We start from the raw sequence: 21,617 nt of genomic DNA, 5'->3' as shown, positions 1-21,617 counted from the left end.
TTCCATGCTGACTCGGTCCCTTCTTGCCGGTGCCGCCCTGACGGTCACGACGACACTCGCCCTCGCGACCCCCGCGGCGGCCCGGACCCTTGAGGCCGTCGCCTCCTTCACGGTACTGGCCGACATGGTCCGGCAGGTCGGGGGCGACCACGTCCATGTGGTCAGCCTGGTGCCGCCGAACGGCGATCCCCACGAATTCGAGCCAACGCCCGACGACGCCAAGCTCCTGAAGACCGCCGACGTCGTGTTCACGAGCGGCCTCGGGCTGGAAGGCTGGTTCGGGCGCCTCGCCAAGGCGGCTGGATATCAGGGAAAGCCGGTGATCGCCTCGGACGGAATCAAGACCCGCGCCATGCAGGAAGACGGCCGGACCATCATCGACCCGCATGCCTGGAACAGCATCCCCAACGCGCTGATCTATGTGGCCGATATCACGAAAGCCTTGAGCAAGACGGACCCCGAGGATGCTGCGGCCTTCGAGGCCAATGCGGCGCGCTATTCGGCCCAGTTGAAGGACCTCGACAGCTATGCCCGTCGGGAGATCGACGCCGTCCCGCAGGCACAACGCAAGGTGCTGACGACGCATGACGCCCTCAGCTATTTCGGAGCGGCCTACCACGTGACGTTTATCTCGCCGCTTGGTTTCTCGACCGAGAACGAACCCTCGGCCGCCCAGGTCGCCGCTGTGATCCGGCAGATCAAGGCCCAGCATGTCGGCAGCTATTTCTTCGAGAACTCGAACGACCCCCGCTTGGTCAAGCAGATCGCCGAAGCCACGGGCGCGCAGCCGGGCGGTGAGCTTTACGTCGAGGCTCTGTCGCCGCCGGATGGTCCGGCCGCCACCTACGCGGACATGTTCAAATACGACGTCGACCGGCTGGTGGCCGGCATGAAGACCACGCCTAAATCCTGACGTCCGTTCAGGCTGCCCGGAAGCGCCAGACGCTGGAGCGTTTGCTGTCGGCATCCTCCAGCGCCCGAGGCACCGGGACATCGTAGCTCGCGACGAGTTCGAGACGATCCCGAGCCAGATACGAGCGCCCGGGGTCGCCCACGAGCACCTCGGCGCCATCCCGGGCCAAGCTTTCAAGCCATCCGGTCAGACGGGTCGCCATGTCGCGCTCGTACGAGATGTCCCCCGCGAGAACCACGTCCCAGGTCCCGGCCGTCCCGACGATGTCGCCAGGCAAAAGGCCGACCGCGACCCCGTTCGCGGCGGCATTCACCGCAATGGCGGTCCGGGCGAAGGGATCGATGTCATTGGCCCAGACAGCCGCCGCGCCCGCCTTCGCGGCCGCAATGGCGACCAAGCCCGAGCCGGCCGCGAGATCGAGAACCGTGCGGCCCTGTACGATCTGCGGATGCGCCAGGATGTAGCGCGCGAGCGCCTGCCCGCCCGCCCAGGGAAAGGCCCAGAACGGCGGCGGCAATCCGGTTTGCCCCAGCTGCTCTTCGGTTTTCTCCCACAGCGCAGTCGCCTCGTCGGCCGTGTAGACCGCGATTTCGGGAACGCCCGGAACGGGCAACATCCGGGTCGTGCTGCGAATGAAAGTTTCAGGATCGGTCAAATAGCGTTTTGCTCTCGTTAGCCGGTGAAGCTAGCCTTGCGGCGCCTTCAACAACCGATCGCCGGTTGGGGCAGGAGTTCGGTCATGCTGGCACCAAAGGTTTCACTCAAGAGCGAATTGCAAGCCTTCCGCGACTTTGCGCTGAAGGGCAATGTCATCGACCTCGCTTTCGCGGTGATCATCGGGGCGGCCTTCAGCAAGATCGTCGATTCTCTGGTCAAGGACATCATCATGCCGATCGTGGGCCTGGTGGGCAGCGCGGATTTTTCCAACTACTTCCTTCCGCTCAGCCACAATGTGACGGCCACGAACCTCGTCGATGCACAGAAACAAGGCCCGGTGCTGGCCTGGGGCAGTTTCGCGACGTACGTGGTCAACTTCCTCATCGTCGCCTTCGTGCTGTTCCTGATCGTCAAGGCCATTCGCCGGTTCCAGGCCACGGAGCCTCCGAAGGCCTCGCCCGTGCCGACCGGCGAGGAGGTCCTGCTGACGGAGATCCGCGACCTCCTCGCCCGATCGACGCCAATCCGCTAAACGGAAGGCCGAACAGGCTGCACGTGAGGGGTTGAAGGTTGTCCAAAAATGAAAGCGGCCTGGCGGCCGAGCCACGGCGCGGTGGGCCGCTTGATCATATCCGACCGGAGGTTCTCGGCATCCCGGAAAGCGGGATCGTCGAGATCTTCAACTATGGACGTAACCGCCAGGGCCTGATCCCGCTCTGGGTCGGCGAAAGCGACCAGCCGACACCCGCCTTCATCAGCACCGCGGCGACCCGGTCCTTCGAGGCGGGTGAGACCTTCTACACCTACCAGCGCGGCATCCCCGAACTACGTGACACGATCGCCCACTATATGACGGGGCTTTATGGGGCGCGCCGCGCGCTGTCGTCGGAGCGCTTCTTCGTCACCGTCGGGGGCATGCACGCTCTGCAGATCGCGATGCGGCTCGTGGGTGGACCGGGCGACGAGTTCATCATGCCGACCCCGGCCTGGCCGAATTTCGGCGGCGCCATCGTGGCGCTCGGCGGCCGGGTGGTCGAGGTTCCGATGCAACTCGGGCAAGCTCCCCAACCCAGATGGACGATCGACGCCGACGCGCTCGCCGGGGCGATCACGTCCCGCACGCGTGCCATCGTGATCAATTCGCCGTCGAATCCACTAGGCTGGGTAGCCACCCTCGCCGAGCTTCAGTCCGTGCTGGACCTCGCGCGCCAGCATGGCCTCTGGATCATCGCCGACGAGATCTACGGCCATTTCGTGTTCGACATGGAGCGCGCGCCGTCGTTCCACGACATCATGGAGGAAGACGACCTCATCCTGTTCCCGCAGACCTGTTCGAAGAACTGGGCCATGACCGGGTGGCGGATCGGCTGGCTGGAGGCGCCTCCGGCGCTTGGCCAGATCATCGAGAACCTGGTGCAATATTCCACCTCGGGCGTGCCGGTCCCGACGCAGCGCGCCGCCACGATGGCGATCGCGCATGGCGAGGGGTTCCTGGCCGAGCAAGTGGCGCGGGCGCGGGCGAACCGGGATGTTTTGTGCAATGCGCTGGCCGCGACCGGCAAGGTGCGCTTCGCGCGGCCCGAGGGCGCCTTCTACCTTTTCTGCGCCATCGAGGGGCATCCCGATGCCCGCAAGCTCGCATTCCGACTCGTCGACGAAGCGGGCCTTGGCACCGCCCCCGGCGATGGCTTCGGGGCGGGCGGGGATGGTTACCTCCGGCTCTGTTTCGCGCGCAGCCCGGATCAGATCCGCGAGGTCGCGCGCCGGCTCACGACGTGGCTCGACCAGCACGCCTGAAGGAATGACGTCTTATTCGGCCGCCCGCGCCCGGTAGCGGATCGCGGTCGGCAGGTCGAGTTGATGCCACACATCGCGAAGGGCTGCCGTGAGGGCATCGATATGGGCCTCGCTGTGGCGGGGCGTCGGCGTGATGCGCAGACGCTCCGTCCCGCGCGCGACAGTCGGATAGTTGATGGGCTGGATGTAGATCGCGTGCCGTTCCAGCAGCAGGTCGCTCGCCTGCTTGCAAAGATCCGCGTCGCCGACGAACAGCGGGACGATATGCGATCGATTGTCCATCACGGGGAGGCCCGCTTCCGTCAAGGCAGCTTTCGTATGGGCCACCTGACGCTGATGGAGTAAACGTTCGCTCGCCGACGCTTTCAGATGCCGGACGGCCGTGCGCGCCGCCACCGCGACGGCGGGCGGAAGCGCGGTGGTGAAGATGAAGGACGGCGCGTAGGAGCGCACCGCGTCGATGATCGCGGTATCGGCCGCGAGATAGCCGCCGAGTGTTCCAAAGCCTTTCGCCAGCGTGCCCTCGATCACATCGATCTGGTCCATGACGCCGTCGCGCTCGGCGATGCCGCCGCCCCGCGCGCCATAGAGCCCGACAGCATGAACTTCGTCGAGATACGTCATGGCCTTGTAGGTTTTGGCGAGCTTGGCGATCGCCGCGACCGGAGCGATGTCGCCGTCCATCGAATAGAGGCTCTCGAAGACGATCAGCTTTGGACGCGCGGTCCCGATGGCACGCAATTGGTGTTCGAGATGCGCGAGATCATTGTGCCGGAAGATGACCTTGTCGCGGCCTGAGCGGCGAATGCCCTCGATCATCGAATTGTGATTGAGCTCATCCGACAGGATCACGCAATCGGGGATCAAGCCGGCAATGGCCGAGATGCCGGCCAGGTTCGACACCCAACCCGAGGTGAAGACCAGCGCGGAAGCTTTGGCGTGGAGGTCGGCAAGTTCGGCTTCGAGTTGCACCACGGGATGGCTGTTGCCGGAAATGTTACGCGTGCCGCCCGCGCCAGCGCCGAACCTGGACACCGCCTCCATCATGGCGCTCGTCACGGCCGGATGGCAGCCCATGCCGAGGTAGTCGTTGGAGCACCACATCACCACATCGATCGCGCCTTGCGGCCCCCGCCACGCCGCAAGCGGGAACTGGTCCGCGTTGCGTTCGAGATCGGTGAAGACCCGGTAGCGGCGCTCGGAATGCAGCTTGCCGACTGCGTCCTCGAAGTAATGTCGATATGGCATGCTGACCTCTTGGACGGCACCACTCCTCCGCGGACCGGCCCGTCACGGCGACCCCGGCCGCCAGTTTGGTATTATTACAGCCTGGAGGTGTTTACAAACCATCGCCAATCGCCTCATCCCTGCCGTGCGCCTGCGGCGCAGAGCCCTTGAGAGAGGCAGGACCCGGATGGACTCCGACATCGATATTGCACGACGAGCGCCGCTTTTGCCGATCGCCGATGTCGCAGCCCGGCTCGACCTTCCTGCCGATGCCCTGCATCTTTTCGGCCGGCACATCGCCAAGATCGACGCGGCTGCGTCGACCTCCCTTGCGCGGCGTCCCGCCTCCAAGCTGGTGCTCGTCACGGCGATCAGTCCGACACCCGCGGGCGAAGGCAAAACCACGACCACGGTCGGGCTCGGCGACGGCCTCAGCCGCATCGGCAAGCGAAGCCTCGTGTGCCTGCGCGAGCCGTCGCTTGGGCCCGTCTTCGGCCTGAAGGGCGGCGCGGCCGGCGGCGGGCGGGCCCAGGTGGTGCCCATGGAGAAGATCAACCTGCATTTCACTGGTGATTTTCATGCCATTTCGAGCGCCCATAACCTGCTCGCCGCGATGCTCGACAATCATATCTATTGGGGTAACGCCCTTGGGATCGACACCCGGCGCGTGACGTGGCGACGCGTCGTCGACATGAACGATCGGGCGCTCCGCAGCGTCGTCTCGTCGCTAGGCGGAGTTGCCAACGGGTTTCCGCGCGAGGACGGGTTCGACATCACGGTCGCGTCGGAGGTAATGGCGATCTTCTGTCTGGCCGAAACCCTCGACGATCTGCAACGCCGCCTCGGCCGGATCACCGTGGCGCAGAGGTACGACGGCACACCCGTCACGGCTGCCGACCTCAAGGCCGAAGGCGCCATGACGGTGCTGCTACAGGAAGCGTTTCAGCCCAATCTGGTTCAGACGCTCGAAAACACGCCGGCGCTGGTGCATGGCGGCCCGTTCGCCAACATCGCGCATGGCTGCAATTCCCTCGTGGCGACCCGCGCCGGCCTGGCGCTTGCGGATTTCGTGGTGACGGAAGCAGGCTTCGGGTCGGACCTCGGTGCAGAAAAATTCCTCAACATCAAATGCCGGCAGTCGGGCCTCTCACCGGATGCGGTGGTCCTCGTCGCAACCGTCCGCGCCCTCAAGATGCACGGTGGCCTCGCCAGGGATGCACTGGCAAGCGAGGACCTCCAGGCGCTCGATCGCGGTCTCGCCAATCTGGCGCGCCACGTCGCCGGCTTACGGCGGATGGGCCTCGACCCGATCGTCGCTCTCAACCATTTCGCGAGCGACACGGCGGCCGAGCACGATTTGGTGATTTCCGCGTGCCGGGGGCGTCTGAACACGTTGGCGATCACATGCCGGCATTGGGCCGCCGGTTCCGCCGGCATCACCGATTTGGCTACAGCTGTTGTCAGTGCGGCCGAAGCTCGCACGTCTCCCTTCACTCCGCTTTATCCTGACACCGCCGATCTCTTCGGCAAGGCCAGGGCGATCGCCCGAGAGATCTATGGCGCCGAGGACATCACAGTGACCACTCAAGCGGCACGCGACTGCGAGCGGATCACCAAAGCCGGGTTCGGAGATCTGCCGGTCTGTATGGCCAAGACACAATATTCGTTCTCGACCGACCCGACTGCCTTGGGGGCGCCCGAGGGACACCACATCGAGATCCGGTCCATTCGTCTTGCGGCCGGCGCCGGCTTCGTCGTCATGCTGTGCGGGGATATCCGGACCATGCCGGGTCTGCCGCGCGTCCCAGCGGCCGAAGTGATTCGGCTTAAGAACGGGCTGGTGGAAGGTCTGTTCTGACACAAAAGTGCCGGCGAACTTGTCGCCGGCACTTTCGAACCAAAGATGTGGTTGCTTAGAACACGGGAGCGGGAGCCGGCGGAGCGCCGAGAACCGCACCAGCCGCATTGAACGGCGCAGCCGCGATGGTGGTCGCAGCGGTGATCGGAGCAGCAATCACCGCGAACGGCGAAACCATACCGCTGTTCTTAACTTCCTCGAGCTTGTACACCGGGCCGTTAGCCGAGACCGGAACCGGCTGCGCCCAGCCCTGGTTCACCGAATCCGTGACCGCACCGGCATCCGCGTAGCGGGCGACGATCGGAAGCGGACGAGATGCACCACCGATAGGGCCGTAGCCGAATGCCTGGCTGATGCCGCTGAGCGGGGCCGTCACGATCGAACCGGCAAAGCCGATCGGGGCGGTGATGAGGCCGAGCGGCGACGGAGCCGGTGCAGGCGTCGGAGCCGCAACCGTGAGCGTGCGCATGGGAGTGCTGGACCGCGCAGCGTGGCCCTTCACCGGCTTCTTGGCCGGAACCACGACCGTGGACGCATCCTGAGCGTTAGCAACGCCAACCGAACCAGCGACGATCGCCAAGGCGATCGCAGCGCTTAAACCAAGGGTCTTCTTCATAAGATCACGCTCCAACAACGATAGAATTCATGCCTCGAATGCCGTCGACTTCGCCGCCAGCAAACGATGAGGCGTTTGCATGGACATCTAACGGCCAGCGTGGCCATTTGTTGCACCGCCGCGACTTATTTTCGCCGTGACGATGGCCGCGTCCGACTCGCCCCGTGAGAGTTCGCCGGTCTCGCGTACTCTGCCCATATATCAAACCTCCGGCCAAGCTAAAGGTTGGGCCTGACACATTCTTGCGCTGTGTCTTTCACGTCATGGTAAGGGTTGGCCAGTGAAACGGCTCGAAGCTTCGAGAGACCTTTAATAAAAACGAAAGCCGAGCCGCGTCAGATCACGACTGTGAGCTTCGAACTGGCGCGCGTGATGCCAGTATAGAGCCAACGGCTCGCGTGGTCTCGAAACGCGAAGCTCTCGTCGAATAGGACCACGTCGGTCCACTGCGACCCCTGCGCCTTGTGCACCGTCAATGCGTAGCCGTAGTCAAATTCATCCGACTCCCTGCGTAGCGCGTAGGGGATCTCCTCATCCGTGCCTTCGAACATGAGCGGAAGCACGCTGATGCGTGTCGCCTTACCTTGAGCTTCTCCTTCTGGGATCACGCTCATGCGCAACTTGGTCCCGCGCATGGCATGAAGCTTATCCACGATCCACGTTCCACCATTGAGCAGCCCTTTTTTCTTATCGTTGCGCAGGCAGACGAGCTTCTCACCCGCCTCCGGCATCGGGTGTTCGAAGCCGAGCAATTCGCGCATCCGGCGATTGTAGGCCCGCCGTGACTTATTGGTGCCGACCAGCAGCTGGTCGGCCTGCAGCACGGTCGAGGCTCCGAGCTGCGACCGCGGAATCACGCGGCTCTCGCCATATTGCCCGACCGCAAGGCGCCCGCCCTCCCGCACGGTCATCGACAGGCGGATGATCGGGTTGTCGGCCGCTTGCCGATGCACTTCCCGCAGCATGGCGTCGGGCTCGGCCTCGGTGAAGAAGCCGCCGCCGCGCACGGGCGGAATCTGGGCTGGGTCGCCCAGGACCAGAACCTTGGTGCCGAACGACAGGAGATCGCGCCCGAGGTCCTCGTCCACCATCGAGCATTCGTCGATGATGATGAGGTCCGCTTTCGAGGCCGCACTTTCGTTGTTGATCACGAAGGTCGGGGTCTCGGTTTCGGCATCCCGGGTGCGATAGATCAGGCTGTGGAGGGTGGTGGCGTCGCGACAGCCTTTGGAGCGAAGCACGAGCGCCGCCTTGCCCGTATAGGCACCGAAAGCGACCGTGCCGCTCACATCCTCGGCGATGGTGCGGGCGAGCGTCGTCTTCCCTGTGCCCGCATAGCCGAACAGGCGGAAGATCTGCGGCCCACCCGCCTGTTTGGCCCAGGCCGAAACGGCCTGGAGCGCCGCATCTTGTTCGGGCGACCATTTCATGGTGTCGATCGATCCACGACCCGCAAGGGCAGCCTCAGGCGAGGCCGCGCTTTTCGATCAGCGTGTCGACGCTCGGCATCCGCCCTCGGAACAGCCGGTAAGCCTCATCGGGCTCCCGTGTATCTCCCGCCGAAAGCACGTAGCGATAGAGCCGGTCGGCCGTCTCCTGGTCGTAGATGTCGCCCGTCTCCTCGAAGGCCGCGAACCCATCGGCATCGAGCACTTCGGACCAGAGATAGGAATAATAGCCGGACGAATAGCCGTCCCCGGAGAAGACATGCGTGAAATGCGGCGTGCGGTGCCGCATGACGATCGCATTCGGCATGCCGATCCGGTCGAGCACGCGGCGCTCGAATGCGACCGGATCGAAATGTTCGGTGATCTCATCTTCCCGCAGCAGATGGAAATCGAGGTCGACGATCGCCGACGCGCAATATTCCACGGTCGAAAAGCCCTGGTTGAAGTTCCGGGCGCGTTTCACCCTCGCCAGCAACTCCTCGGGCATCGGAACACCGGTCTCAGCATGGAGGGCGAACCGACGCAAAACCTCCTCGCGCATGAACCAATGTTCGTAGAGCTGGCTCGGAAATTCCACGAAATCGCGCGGTACACTCGTTCCAGCGATCGACGGGTAGGTCACGTCAGACAGCATCGTATGCAGCGCATGGCCGAATTCGTGAAACAGCGTGCGGGCGTCGTCGAACGACAGCAGCGTCGGCTCGCCATCGCCACCCTTGGCGAAATTCATGACATTGACGACGATCGGACGGATGTCCTCGACGCCCATATGCTCTTGGCTGCGGAACGACGAATTCCAAGCGCCGCTGCGCTTAGAGGGCCGGGCGAAGTAGTCGCCCAGGAACAAGGCGACATGCCGGCCAGTACGGTCCGCAACCGAAAAGCTCTTCACGTCGGGATGGTAGAGCGGAATATCGTGCCGCTCCGTGAAGGTGAGGCCGAATAACCTATGGGCCGTGTCGAAGGCGGCCGCGATGACGTTGCCGAGTTCGAGGTAGGGCTTCAGCTCGGCCTCGTCGATGTCGTATTGAGACTTGCGAACCTTCTCGGAATAGTAGCGCCAATCGTGCGCCGCGATGGTGAAATTGCCGCCCTCGGCCCGCACCGCATTCTGCAGATCCACCTCTTCCTGTTCGGCTCTGATGCGGGCGCGCTCCCACACGCGATCGAGCAGCGCCTGCACGGCCTCCGGTGTCTTGGCCATCACGGGCTGCAGCTTGTAGTCGGCGAATGTCTCAAAACCGAGCAGGCGCGCGCGCTCGGCTCGGAGCTTCACGGTCTCGGCCACGATCGCGAGATTGTCGGCCTCGCCGCCATTTTCCCCTCGCCGGATCCACGCCGCGAAGACCTTTTCGCGCAGGTCCCGTCGACTCGAATACTGCAGGAACGGCACCACGAGGGATCGCGACAGGGTGACGATATGTTGCCCGTCGAGGCCGCGTTCGGATGCGGCCTGTGCGGTCGCATCGACAAGAGCCGGCGGAAGCCCCACGAGATCGGTCTCGGGGTCGAGCACAAGCCGGTAGCTTTTCTCGTCGCTGAGCACGTTCTGGCTGAACTGCGTCCCCAGCGTGGCGAGACGTTCGACGATCGTGGTCAGACGCTCCTTATCGGCGGGATCGAGCTTGGCGCCGTCGCGCACGAACCCCTCGTAGGTCAGATCGAGCACGCGGGCCTGTTCCTCATCGAGCGCGAGGGTGTCACGCTCGTTCCAGACGGCCTCGACCTTGCGAAACAGCGCCGCATTGACGGCGATCGACTGATAGTGTCGCGCGAGGCGGGGCGAGATCTCGCGCTCGACCGCTTGGATTGCCTCGTTGGTGTTCGAGCCGGACAGGTTCCAGAACACGCCATTGACCCGGCGGAGCAGCGCGCCCATTCGCTCCAATGGGACGATCACCGTGTCGAAACTCGGCGGCTCCGCGTTCGCCACAATCGCGTCGATGTCGGCATCGTGCTCGGCCATGCCGCGTTCGAAGGCCGGGATGAAATGTTCCGGGCGCAGGTCCGGGAAGGGAGCAACCCCGAACGGAGTGTTCCACGTCTGGAAGAACGGGTTGATCTCGTCTGGCAAGGTCGCTTCCTGATCGAATCGGTGCGGCGTGAGGCCGCCCATGTGGCCAAGATGGTGTGGATTTCCGCGCATGCAAACGCCTGAACGCGGCGAGAGCCGCCAAGAACCCGCCTGGCGAGAAGGCGAGACCGTCACCTGATCAAGACACGACGTTTTCCACCCTCGACGCTCCGTGGCCGGTCCCCAAGTTCGCGCTCTCGGCTTTGGCTTCGTACACGGTCCCGTTCACCACGAGCCGCTTGACCTCAAGGGGACCCTTGGGCGTGAAAAGGTCATCCGGCACAAGGCATTGCCCGTCCTTCATGCGCAGGCCCAGGATCGCATAGGCGGCCGATAGCATGCGGGCGGCCGAGCCCGAATACCAGCTCCAGCCTCCCCGCCCGCCATATTCCGGTCCGTCATAGATGTCGGCAGGCTGTTGGTGCGGCGCGAGGCCGTAGATCGCAAGAGCCTCGCCCTCGGTCTTGCCAATAGGCGAAATCTTGGTCCAGCAATCCACGGCACGGGCGGTGAAATGGCGCGTCGCCTCCTCGATGCCGTCCAGCTTGGCTTGTTCGGCCAACCGCATGAAGGCATCGACCGTCCAGGTCGCTCCATGCGTATATTGGCCACCGTTCTCGCGGACGCCCGGCGGGTATTCGGCAATGCGGCCCGGGTAGGGGTCCGAATTCTCGTCGAAAGGCGGCGTCACGAGCAGAATACGGTCCTGGCGTTCGAGATGCCGAAGACCGGCTTCCAGGGCCGCAATGCCGCGTCCGTCATCCGCGGCGCCCGAAAGGGCGGGCCAGGCTGAGGTCATGATGCTCGGCCGGTCGATGAGATCTCCGTCGTCGCTGAACATGAAGGTGTAATGGTCACCCCGCCAGACGCCGTTGATCGCCGACTTCAGGGTGGCGGCTGCCTCCGCGTAGCGGGCCGCGACCGCCTCCTGTCCGGTCCCCATCTGCGGACCGAACCGGGTCAGCACATCGTACAGGAAGCACGCCAGCCACGTGCTTTCGCCCCGGCCGTGCCGGCCGGCCTCGTCGATGCCGTCGTTCCAATCGCCGGAGCCCACGAGCGGCAGCCCATGCGCGCCCATGCGGGCGAGCGTGTAGTCGATGGCGCGCTGGCAATGGCCGAGCAGCGTATCGGTCTCGCGTGAGGGGCTGGGGTTGACCAGCATGTCGATCGAGCCGGGCGGCAACCGGGGCGCTTCGAGATAGGGCAGGACCTCGTCGAGCACCGAGCGGTCGCCGGTCGCCTCCAGATAGCGCGCCGTGACATAGGGAAGCCAGAGATGCGGGTCCGAGGCGGTGGTGCGCTGACCCAGGCCCGTCTTGCCGTCCGGCGCGACGTGCCACCATTTCAGCGTATCGCCCTCGCGGAACTGCTGGGCCGCGTGCAGCACGATCTGCCGCCTTGCGAGATGGGGGTCGAGGAACAGGAACGGCAGGACATCCTGCAACTGGTCGCGGTACCCGAAGGCGCCGCCGCGCTGGTTGGGTCCGGTCCGGCCCCAGATCCGGGCCGCGAGCGCCTGATAGGGCAGCCAGACATTGACGAGCCGGTCGAAGGCGGGATCGTTGGTCTCGACCTGGATGCCGCCCAGCCGCTCGGCCCACCAGGACCGGCTCGACCTGTAGGCGGCCCGGGCGGCGACGGGGTCACGCAGGTTCGAGGCCGCGAGCGCCTCTTCCTGACTGGCGGTCTGGCCCAGCACGATGGCGACCTCGAGAGATTGACCGGCCGGAACATCGACTTCGCCGCAGAAGGCCGCGACACGACGCCCATCGTCCGCGGCACTTCCATCGGGGAAGCCGGTTTCGACCATGGCCGGATTGACGAGGTCGCGGCCGACACCGCCCACGAAGCGGGCCCGCACGGTCTCGACCATCGGCGCCTGCAGGCTCGTGGCCGCGAAGGCCCAGCCTCGGTGGAAATCGTTCTTCGGGTTGGAGAACAGAAGGGCCTCGGTGGCCTCGTCGCGCACCACTTCGAGCTTGCCGACGCTGTCGCTCGCGTTCTGGTCGAGCACCATGTCGAAATAGGGAACGACGCGATACCGCTTCGCGTGATCGGAATTGTTGCGGATCGTCAGGATGCGGCAATCGCAGCGCCCGAGCGGCACCACGAAGACCCGGAGTTCGAGCTCGATGTCTCCCCGCTGCATGCGGAACGTGGCAGACCCGAGCTCATAGGTCACATCGTAAGTGGCATCCTCGCGGCGGTAGGGCACAAAGCCTGCGGTGTGGGGCGTTCCGGTTTCGAGATCCACCACATAGACGAGTTGCCCCGGCACAGCCGTCGGCGTCGATTCGAAGCGGAACGGCGTCAGCGCGTTCTGGCGCTCGTTCGCCATGTAGGAATGCACCTCACCTTCGTTCGACACGACGGTGCCGAAACCGAGCGGGTTCGCCATCACATGAGCCCAAGGGCGCGGCGTCTTTTCGGTCAGATGGAGCACGTGAGGTTCGGCGAAATGGAACGGCCATGTCTCGGCGGGCGGTACCAGGCCGGGATCGAGAGCGCGCTGCCGATAGAGCACGTTCCGCAACTCGCCCTCGCTCAGCGGATTAACCCCGATCTCACGGGCCACGATCAACGCGGCGGCGGCCTCGTCGATGGCATGGCCGGTCAGGTAGACGATTTCGGTCCGCTCCCCGGGGCCGAGTTCGAGCGACACGGTCAGGCTCGCGGCCGGGTCGAAACTGTAAAGCGCCCCCTCGTCGCTCGGGCTTCGGGGCGCGTGGCGCTCAAGGCCGCTCGGCCGACGGATCCCGCCCGGCCCGAGAAAGCGGGTACGTGAATCCTCGTATCCCACAAGGGTCGCGGCGGCCTCGCCAAGCCGGACGGCATGGAAGCCGGTCTCGTGCGACATGTGCCCGACGCTGTTCTTGAGCAACCGGTTGCGCGCGAAGATCGCGTTGAGGCCACGCAGAAACGTGGTTTCGACATGCATGCCGTTGAAATCCGGATCACGCAGGTAGATGCCCGGATTGTGCATCGCGAGTTCACGAAAGCTCGTCAGCCGCAGGGTCTTGGCTGACGCGGTCGTGTTGGTGATGGCAATCCGCCAACGCTCTAGGCAGGAATCGTCGGCGAGACTGATCCGGGCCGACATGGTCACGCCATGCGCGCCGTTGTGAAGCTGGATGCAGCCCGGCTCGGGTTGCGCGAGGCGATAATCGGCGCTTGCGACCCGCATGGGCTCATAGCCGAGGCTCCAGGGCTCGGGCGCATCCTGGTCGGCGATGATCAGGAAGGGTCCGGTGATCTGCAGCGCGTCGTCGGGTTGGCGGGAGATGTCGAGGGGCGCCCCGCCGCGCGCCGCACCCTCCACCGTCGCATGGCCCCGGCCGTCAGCCATGAGTTCGGTGCGCATGAAGCCGTTCGCGAGGCTGAAACTTTCGCGTCCCGCCAGAAGCGTCTGCGGCACGCCTGCCACCTGGGGACCCGGCGGGAGGACTCGGCCGCGCCAGGCCCGATGGACCGCCACCCCGGCCAGGGCGCCGAGCACGGCCGCAACGGCATAGGCCGCGAATACCACCCAGACGGGTGCGGCGATCGCACCGGGATTGTTCCGGATCTGTTCGGCCCCCGTCCAGGCCTGATCCCATTCGGCGTTGCGCGGAATGTAGAACGGGATGATCAACGGCGCCCAGGTGGCGAAGCGGCGGATCGAATCCGGAATGACGCGGGTGCGCCCCGAATGGCCCGTGAAGCGGGCCGCGGCTTCGTCGACCCGGTCGCCACCGATGAAGGTGAGATTGACGAGGGTCGCGACCCGGAGCCCCATATGGTCGAACCAGATCAGGATGCGGAGCCAGTCGTAGGCCAGAAGGCCGGTGAAGACCGCGAGGCTCCAGAGACGAAAATCGTGCGCCGGCAGGAAAACCTCCGCGCCTGTCGCCACGAGGGTGCGGATCGCGCCGTCCTGGTTGTACCAGGACGGATCGGGCGACTGGCGGAGGAAGGAGTTGATGACGGGCGCCATCCAGAGGCCCCACCCCAGCACCCGGACGGCCTGCTCGACCAGGCTCTGGAATCCCGCGGCGCTGAAGAGGCGTTTCAGAGGGGTCAGCGACCGGTCAAGAATGGCGAGCAGCACGAAGAAGTTGACGCTGAACAGGGGCGCCGCGATGGACCAGTTGATGGTTCCGGCCAGCGACTCGTTAAAGAACAGTCGTACGCCTCCCTGCACGGCACCGAGATCGATCGTGCCGTATTTGTTGAACAGGGGCGTCGTTCCATAAGGATTAACGGCGCGTCCGACGCCGCGATAGTCGAGGTCCACATAGGCGAAGAATTTCGCCACCACGACGCCGATCTGCACCGCATCGAAGTACCAGCCGAGCGCCCCGCCGACGAGGCCGCCGAGCAGCACCCCAAGCGCATAGACGTGCCAGTCCTGTATAAAGCGCCGCTCCGCCCGCCAAACCCGCAGTGTGTCGGCCGCAAGGTCGACGCCGGCATAGGCGAGCGCTCCGACGGCGAACATGGAAAGGAAACGAACGAGACCGTCCTGGCCCGGAAGGCCGGCAGTCAGCGCCACGGCCACACCGAGTCCGACCACCAGCCCGCGGGCGTAGCCGCGCTGCCGCTTGTAGGCGGCCTTGAGCCGTCCAAAGAAGGGTGGCGTACCATCGGCGCTGCCGATGATCGTCTGAGCGAGAGGGAACAGCGCGGCGCCGATCAGCGGGCCGGCGAGAAGCGGGATCGTTCTCGCGACAGCGGTGACACCCGGGACCTTGATGATCGCATCGACGGCCAGCAAGAGGCCCATGAAGACGCTGCCATAGATCCCGCCCTTGACCAGCCCCGCGCGCCAATGGCTACGGGCATTCGACGGAATGGGGGGCGTGCCATGGATCGAGTCGATGGACAGGCCGGTCACCACATAGACGATCGCCCAAAGACCAGCTTGCGCGATCCCGGCGGAAAGGATGGCGGCCAAAAAGGAGAGGATCGCTCCCGCGACCCCACCCATCTGCGCGACCGGCTCCGGCAGGGTCGCGATGACGGGCGTCGCGGCGGCCAGCAGCGCGGCCAGGATCAACACGGCATGCAGCCGCCAATGGCCGGACAGGCGGCCGGCGACGAGGATCCGCAGGAGACCGGCCAGGAGTTCGAGAAAGCCGATGAGCAGGACAGCGCGTCCGACGCTGCCGGCCAGCCAGTCGGGCGATGGCAGCCCAGCCAGAAGGGTGCGGCCGAGGCCCCGGGTCAGCGCATCCGCCCCCAGGGCAAGCACGAGGTTGAACAGCACCGGGACGAGGAGAAGCGCGAACTGCTCGCGCAGCGCAAGGTGACGATGCAGCCGCACGGTCGCGACGGTCGCGGCCGCGCCATAACACAGGAGGAGCGTAGCGGCTCCGATCGGCGTGACACGGAGCATGTCGAGCCAGGCGCCCGGGGCCGACCAAAGGGCGGCGGCGGGCTCCCGTCCGATCACCACAGCGGCGATCACCAAGGCGTCGACCACGATCGATACGGTTTTGGGCGCTCGTCCAAGCAGCGTGCGGTGAAGTCCGACCAGGGCCACGAGGTTCAAAACAAGGGCTGCAACCGCGTTCAGAAGGGTTGGCGGCGATCCGGCAGCAACCAGGGCCAGACCGAAACACGCTGCCGCGCCCGCAAGCGGGATGTTCGAGGCAGGGGCCTCGCGCAGATTCGTTTCGGCCATGCCACCTCTCATTGCGGGTCACCTTCCTGCCGATGACCCGTTTGTCGGCCTAACATAGGTCGTTCGGCAGCGAGTAACATCCCCATGTGAAAAGGGGGTGTGAGACCTCTCGGACGCCACAAATGAGACATGCCCGCACTCTCCTGCAAGGCACGACCGTCCGTTTCTTGATCACCGGCGTGGGCGCGGCCCTGCTGTTCTGGTGCCTGAGCTTCTTTTTGCTGCGGGGCGGGTTACCGGCCTTCGCGGGAACGCTGGCGGCCTACACGGTCACGGTTCTGGTCAGCTATTCGATGCAGCGGGCCTGGACGTTCGGCGGCCAGCATCGACATCAGGATGCGCTTCCGCGCTATGTCGCGGCCCAGATCTTCTGTGCCCTCGGTACCGGTTTATTGGCAAGGGCGATCGCCAAAGCGGGATTGCAGCCCGCCGCCATCTCGGTCGCCACAACTCTTGCGGGCAGCGCCACCAGCTATTGCCTGTCCCGCTTCTGGGTGTTCCGGCCACCGACAGCCGGTAGCGGCTAGACGAGGATCTCCTGCTCGACCCGCCCGGCGTCGCCAAAGACGCGCAGATAGCGGGCGATTTCCTCCGGGTCGCCCGTCGCCTTGCGGGGATTGTCGGCAAGCTTGACGGCCGGACGGCCGTTGACTTCGCTCACTTTGCAGACGAGCGAAATCGCTTTGAGGGCCGCATTGGGGCTCGGCGCACATCCTTCGAAATCATTCGTCAGGTTGGTGCCCCAACCAAAGCTCATCCGGACGCGTCCTTCGAAATGGTGGAACGTTTCCTCAATCGTATCGACGTCGAGCGCGTCGGAAAACACGAGCAGCTTGTCCTTCGGGTCGCGGCCGCAACGGCGCCACCAGGCGATGATCTCCTCGCCCCCCTCGATCGGTGGCGCCGAATCGGGACGAACCCCGGTCCAGTCGGCCACCCAGTCCGGCGCGTCCCGCAGAAAGCTGCGCGTCCCGAAGGCATCTGGCAGCACGATCAGCAGGTTGCCGCCGTAATATTTCTGCCAGTCCTCGAGCACGCGGTAGGGCGCCGAACGCAACTGCTGATCATCGCGCGCCAAGGCGCCAAGCACCATCGGCAGCTCATGGGCATTGGTGCCGATGGCCTCAAGATCGTTGTTCATGGCGAGCAGCACGTTGCTGGAGCCGATGAAGGCGCCGCCCAGGCCTTCCTTGAGGGCCTCGACGCACCAGCGCTGCCACAGGAAACTGTGCCGCCGTCGCGTGCCGAAATCCGAGATCCGCAGGCCCGGCAGATTGCGCAACCGTTCGACCTTCGACCAGAGCTTGGCCTTGGCGCGGGCATAGAGCACATCGAGCTCGAACTGGCCGAGGCGCTTCAGGGCCGCCCGCGAGCGCAATTCGTTGACGATGGCGAGCGCCGGAATCTCCCACATCGTGGTTTCACACCAGCGCCCGTGAAAATGCAGGACGAACTGGCCATCCTCACGCTTCAGCTCATAGGGCGGCAACGAGAATTGCGCGAGCCAGGCCAGGAATTTCGGTTCGAAGATCTGGTGCCGTCCGTAGAAACTGTTGCCGGCAAGCCAGATCATTTCCTTCTTGGTGAAGCGCAAGGACCGGGCATGATCGAGCTGTGCCCGGAGTTCGCTTTCCTCGATCTCCTCGGAGAGCCTGACCGTCCGGCTCCGATTGAGCAGGGAAAAGGTCGCAGAGACCTCGGGATGCAGTCCCCAGATCATCTGCAGCATGAGTAGCTTGTAGAAATCCGTATCGAGCAGGGACCGGATGATCGGATCAAGTTTCCACGTGTGATCGTACACGCGTTGGGCGATGTCGCTCGATGGAGACATTAGGCCACGCCCGGCCAAACAGGAGATCTCAACACGCGAAAGGCTCTCAGTGCGGGGAAGACGACCGGGGCTGTCCCGAGGGAACCTGTTGTGCGCGGGGCATCTTCCTAACCTGCCGGATCTTTCCGCCGTCATCGCAGTCACGGGCCGGCCTTGGATTGGTAGCCAATCAGGCCCGCGGTGTCGATGCCCTTCGCCTCGGATCTTTCCCTTCGACGGAGTGCTCCGTCCTGCCCCCAAAGTGGCTTGCGCAGGTCCCGGCGCGCCGAACCTCTGCCGCTCGGGGAAATGGCACAACGGGCATCTTCGCGACGATCGCAACGATTTATCCATCCTGCCGAGGCGGATTGGCACAAAACCGAGCCGAGCACGTTTGTCGCGGGGGGAGGCCTTAAAAATGCGCGTGTTTTTTCTATCCGCCGTACTGGTATCACTTTTTGGGAACGTCGCGTCCGCGGAAACCGTGTCGAACGGGGCGCTATCACTGGAAGAGCGACAGCAGGCAGCCTGCTACAATGACGCCCAACGTCTGTGTGGCGATGCCTTCCCGGATGTCGATCAGGTCAGGAGCTGCATGGGAAATAAAAAGAAGCTCGTAAGCGCGGCCTGCGCCGCCTTCTACCCGAAATAGGTCCGGGCCGCTCCCGCGTCGCATTTTGGCCAGCGGAGACCTGGCTCCGGTCGACGAGGGTCGACGTTCCACTTCACAGAAGCTTGGAGACTCCTTTGATGAACGCCTTCAAATGTCTTGTGGCAGCGGCCGTGGTGGCCGTCCCCGCCTTGCTTTCCAGCTTGCCGGCCCAAGCTCTCACGGCTCGGCAATATCAGGCTCAGGGACGCGGCCACTACATCAGCAGTTGGGGTCATCGTCCCCGCGGTCCTCATTATCGGCATCATCGGCGCGGATACAGGTATCACGGTCGCCATAGGTACGCCTACTGAACACGAGGATCACCGCAGCAGGCCCCGGATCCCGGCCTCGGAGCCCCTTTCCTGACGCGGCGATGTCCGCGTCAGAACTCGGTCCAACTGTCATCGGCCTCAGGAGCGGCTGCGGGCTTTCGAACCGCGCCACCACGGCTCACTCGCGGGCCGGCTGCGGGCGGTCGCGCAGGCCGCGCCGCCGCCTTTAGCTTCGGGGTTACCGTTGAGTGAGCCTGCCCGCCGGCGCCGACATCGAACCGCCCGATCAGCGTGACGAGAGTCTCGATCTCGCGCGCGAGATGATGGCTCGCGGCTGTGGTTTCCTCGACCATGGCGGCATTCTGCTGGGTCACCTGATCCATTTGGTTGACCGCCACATTGACCTGCTCCAGCCCGGAGAGCTGTTCGTTCGCGGCCCGCGCGATCTCGGACACGACGGTGTTGATTTCCGCCACCTTGGCGAGGATGCCGCGCAGGGCGGTGCCGCTTTGAGCCACGAGCTCGACGCCATGCGAGACCTGGGTCTTGGAGGAGGCGACGAGCATCTTGATCTCCTTGGCGGCATCGGCCGAACGCTGGGCCAAGGCCCGCACTTCGCTCGCCACCACCGCGAAACCGCGTCCCGCGTCACCTGCCCGCGCCGCCTCGACACCCGCATTGAGCGCAAGGAGATTGGTCTGGAACGCGATCTCGTCGACGACGCCGATGATCTGACCGATCTTTCCCGAGGAGTCCTCGATCGCGCTCATGGCCGCGATGGCGTCCTGCATGACCGCACCTGAGGTTTCGGCCTGCGTCTTTGCCGATCCGACGACATCTCTCGCATGCACGGCGCCCTCGGCCGTCTGGCGGATCGCGCTGGTCACTTCGCCAAGCGCCGCCGCCGTCTCTTCCAGGCTCGCAGCCTGATTTTCCGTCCTGCGTGACAGATCGTCCGCCGCGCCGGCGATCTCGCTCGTGCCGGAGCGCAAGATTTCGGCATTGCCGACGATCTGCTCCATCGTGCCCCGCAACTGGGCGACGGTTGCATTGAAGTCGCGCCGCAGCGTTTCATATTCGGCCGCGAACGGTTGTGCGAGATCGTGGGTCAGATCGCCATGCGCCAGAGCCGCGAGGCCGCCTGCCAGACTGTTCACGACAGTTTCCTGGCGCGCGGCCGCTTCTGTCCGCTCGCGATCCGCCAGGTCCCGCGCGGCCTCGCGCTCCTTCGCCATGCGGGCTGCTTCGACCGAAAATTCGTCGTTGGCGATCAGGCCCTGACGAAACACCTGTACGGCCTCCGCCATCGCGGTGATTTCGTCACGCCCGCTGACATCCACGGTGACGGTGCGGTTGCCGCCGGCGAGCGACGTCATGATGTGGGACAATGTTCGCAGGCGGCGTCCGACCGAACGGCGGACGTACAAGAGGGCGATCAGCAGCGCGGCGATCATCACGGCGCTGCTCGTGAGAGCATTGACCAGCAGCGTCTGTTTGGTGACGGTGCTGGATTGCGTGACGGCGTTGTGGGCCGAGCTTTCCTGGGTCTGCACCAAGGCCTGGACTTCGTCGGTCAGCTTGGCCGAGGCATTGACGAGATCGTTCAACGTCACGGCGATCTTGCCGTCGAGGTCGACTTCGCGGGTCCGAAGAAGAAACACGCTGTCGTTCCCGGATCCGCTCTTCAGAAGCGCCTCGACAAGCTTCTGAAGCCGCTCGGCGTCCTGCGAACCCGTGAAGGCTTTTAGGGCCTTGCCCATATAGACTTCGGCCCAGTCATACTGGAATTTGATGTTGGTCGCGGACTCGTCGGTCGCAGTGGCGGCAGCCGACAGCATGCCGAACGCGAGGTTGCTGCTCGCCTGAACGTCCATGGCGACGTGCAACGCCTTGTAGTCCTGATCCAGTTGAGCGGTCTGCTGCTTCGCGTCCGGTCCAGATCCCACGCCTTCCTTAAGGGAAGCGATTTCTCCGTCCACGGCCGTCTGGGTCGCTTCCTGCAAGGGCCGGACGAAATCCATCAGGTCCTGATAGTCCGACAAGGCTTGCGCGACGGTCTTTTGAATTTGTGTGCGGACGGCCAGGCGCTCAGAAGCGAGCGCCTTCAATCCGTCGATCTTCGGGCCGAGTTCCATGTTGCGTTTCTGCAGACTGTCGAGCGCGGCAGCATCCACGCCGAGATCCCGAAGCGCGGCGAGCCGCTTCGCTTGCTCGCTCAGCATGCCGGCAAGACGCGTCGCCTGCTGGTCCAGCGATTCCGCATCGGGCCGCGAGGCGAGCGAGGGCGCGTCCGACACCAGCATCGCATTGTTCTGGGCAAAGTTGAGCGACGCCGTGACGGTGGGCAGGACCTTCGCACCGAGATCGGTGGTGATCCGCGCGCTCTGCATCGAGAGCCATGATGATGCGGACCCCGCGACCGCGGCAAGCACAGCGAGGCCTGCGAAGGCCAGGGTCAAGCAGGCGACAATCCCCAAACTTCGTCGGCTTTGAACGCCATGACTTTTCTTGTTCAGCATCGACGTCTCCTTCGCGAGAGATGCAATACCGAAACATTGAATGATAACTTACCCTAAGCCGTTGTGGTCTGGCAGCCGGACGCATGTTCGATGGTGTGGTTACGCCTTT

14 protein-coding genes are annotated in these 21,617 nt (G+C 64.7%); 6 read left to right on the top strand and 8 right to left on the bottom strand.

Annotation, left to right across the window (positions count from 1 at the left end):
• The first annotated feature begins 4 nt into the window (after positions 1 to 4).
• Positions 5 to 913: a metal ABC transporter solute-binding protein, Zn/Mn family gene (locus M8523_RS11480; RefSeq protein WP_282585003.1), complete on the top strand. Its 909-nt coding sequence runs from the start codon at positions 5 to 7 to the stop codon at positions 911 to 913.
• Positions 914 to 920: 7 nt separating this feature from the next.
• Here the strand turns inward: M8523_RS11480 and M8523_RS11475 are convergent, their stop codons facing one another.
• A complete protein-coding gene (locus tag M8523_RS11475) occupies positions 921 to 1,568 on the bottom strand; it encodes a class I SAM-dependent methyltransferase (protein ID WP_282585002.1) in 648 nt (215 codons plus the stop codon).
• 84 nt (positions 1,569 to 1,652) lie between these two features.
• On the opposite strand from M8523_RS11475, the gene mscL reads away from it, so the two are divergent.
• Both mscL and M8523_RS11465 read left to right on the top strand, forming a co-directional pair.
• Complete coding sequence (gene mscL, locus M8523_RS11470) at positions 1,653 to 2,102, top strand: large conductance mechanosensitive channel protein MscL (RefSeq protein WP_282585001.1); 450 nt, start codon at positions 1,653 to 1,655, stop codon at positions 2,100 to 2,102.
• Positions 2,103 to 2,140: 38 nt separating this feature from the next.
• Positions 2,141 to 3,367, top strand: a complete 1,227-nt coding sequence (locus M8523_RS11465) for a pyridoxal phosphate-dependent aminotransferase (protein ID WP_282585000.1) — start codon at positions 2,141 to 2,143, stop codon at positions 3,365 to 3,367.
• 12 nt (positions 3,368 to 3,379) lie between these two features.
• Here the strand turns inward: M8523_RS11465 and hemA are convergent, their stop codons facing one another.
• The gene (hemA, locus tag M8523_RS11460) at positions 3,380 to 4,615 is read right to left on the bottom strand and encodes a 5-aminolevulinate synthase (RefSeq protein ID WP_282584999.1); all 1,236 of its coding nucleotides are present in this window, start codon (positions 4,613 to 4,615) and stop codon (positions 3,380 to 3,382) included.
• Positions 4,616 to 4,781: 166 nt separating this feature from the next.
• Here hemA and M8523_RS11455 point away from each other — a divergent pair, with 166 nt between their 5' ends.
• Positions 4,782 to 6,452, top strand: a complete 1,671-nt coding sequence (locus M8523_RS11455; protein ID WP_282584998.1) for a formate--tetrahydrofolate ligase — start codon at positions 4,782 to 4,784, stop codon at positions 6,450 to 6,452.
• 55 nt (positions 6,453 to 6,507) lie between these two features.
• Here M8523_RS11455 and M8523_RS11450 read toward each other — a convergent pair whose 3' ends face one another.
• The 4 genes from M8523_RS11450 to M8523_RS11435 form a co-directional block, all read right to left on the bottom strand.
• Positions 6,508 to 7,068, bottom strand: coding sequence for a hypothetical protein (locus tag M8523_RS11450; protein WP_282584997.1), 561 nt, complete (start codon positions 7,066 to 7,068; stop codon positions 6,508 to 6,510).
• A gap of 335 nt (positions 7,069 to 7,403) precedes the next feature.
• On the bottom strand, positions 7,404 to 8,498 hold the full coding sequence (locus M8523_RS11445) for an ATP-dependent DNA helicase (protein WP_282584996.1): 1,095 nt from the start codon (positions 8,496 to 8,498) through the stop codon (positions 7,404 to 7,406).
• A gap of 34 nt (positions 8,499 to 8,532) precedes the next feature.
• Positions 8,533 to 10,632, bottom strand: coding sequence for a M3 family metallopeptidase (locus M8523_RS11440; RefSeq protein WP_428350371.1), 2,100 nt, complete (start codon positions 10,630 to 10,632; stop codon positions 8,533 to 8,535).
• Between the two features lie 97 nt (positions 10,633 to 10,729).
• Positions 10,730 to 16,255: a GH36-type glycosyl hydrolase domain-containing protein gene (locus M8523_RS11435; RefSeq protein WP_282584994.1), complete on the bottom strand. Its 5,526-nt coding sequence runs from the start codon at positions 16,253 to 16,255 to the stop codon at positions 10,730 to 10,732.
• Positions 16,256 to 16,377: 122 nt separating this feature from the next.
• On the opposite strand from M8523_RS11435, the gene M8523_RS11430 reads away from it, so the two are divergent.
• Positions 16,378 to 16,782, top strand: a complete 405-nt coding sequence (locus M8523_RS11430) for a GtrA family protein (RefSeq protein WP_282584993.1) — start codon at positions 16,378 to 16,380, stop codon at positions 16,780 to 16,782.
• Here the strand turns inward: M8523_RS11430 and pncB are convergent.
• Positions 16,779 to 18,086 (bottom strand): nicotinate phosphoribosyltransferase, encoded by a 1,308-nt coding sequence (gene pncB, locus M8523_RS11425; RefSeq protein ID WP_282584992.1) that lies wholly within the window; start codon positions 18,084 to 18,086, stop codon positions 16,779 to 16,781. The two genes, M8523_RS11430 and pncB, sit on opposite strands and share 4 nt — an antisense overlap.
• A gap of 397 nt (positions 18,087 to 18,483) precedes the next feature.
• Between pncB and M8523_RS11420 the strand changes: the two genes are divergently transcribed.
• Positions 18,484 to 18,717, top strand: a complete 234-nt coding sequence (locus tag M8523_RS11420; protein ID WP_282584991.1) for a hypothetical protein — start codon at positions 18,484 to 18,486, stop codon at positions 18,715 to 18,717.
• A gap of 382 nt (positions 18,718 to 19,099) precedes the next feature.
• Here M8523_RS11420 and M8523_RS11415 read toward each other — a convergent pair whose 3' ends face one another.
• Positions 19,100 to 21,508, bottom strand: a complete 2,409-nt coding sequence (locus M8523_RS11415) for a methyl-accepting chemotaxis protein (RefSeq protein ID WP_282584990.1) — start codon at positions 21,506 to 21,508, stop codon at positions 19,100 to 19,102.
• Positions 21,509 to 21,617: the final 109 nt, after the last annotated feature.

It is taken from the genome of Lichenifustis flavocetrariae (assembly GCF_026130545.1).
Taxonomy (GTDB): domain Bacteria; phylum Pseudomonadota; class Alphaproteobacteria; order Rhizobiales; family Beijerinckiaceae; genus Lichenihabitans; species Lichenihabitans flavocetrariae.
The sequence above is the reverse complement of the archived record's forward strand: the minus strand, read 5'-3'. Positions and strand labels throughout refer to the sequence as shown.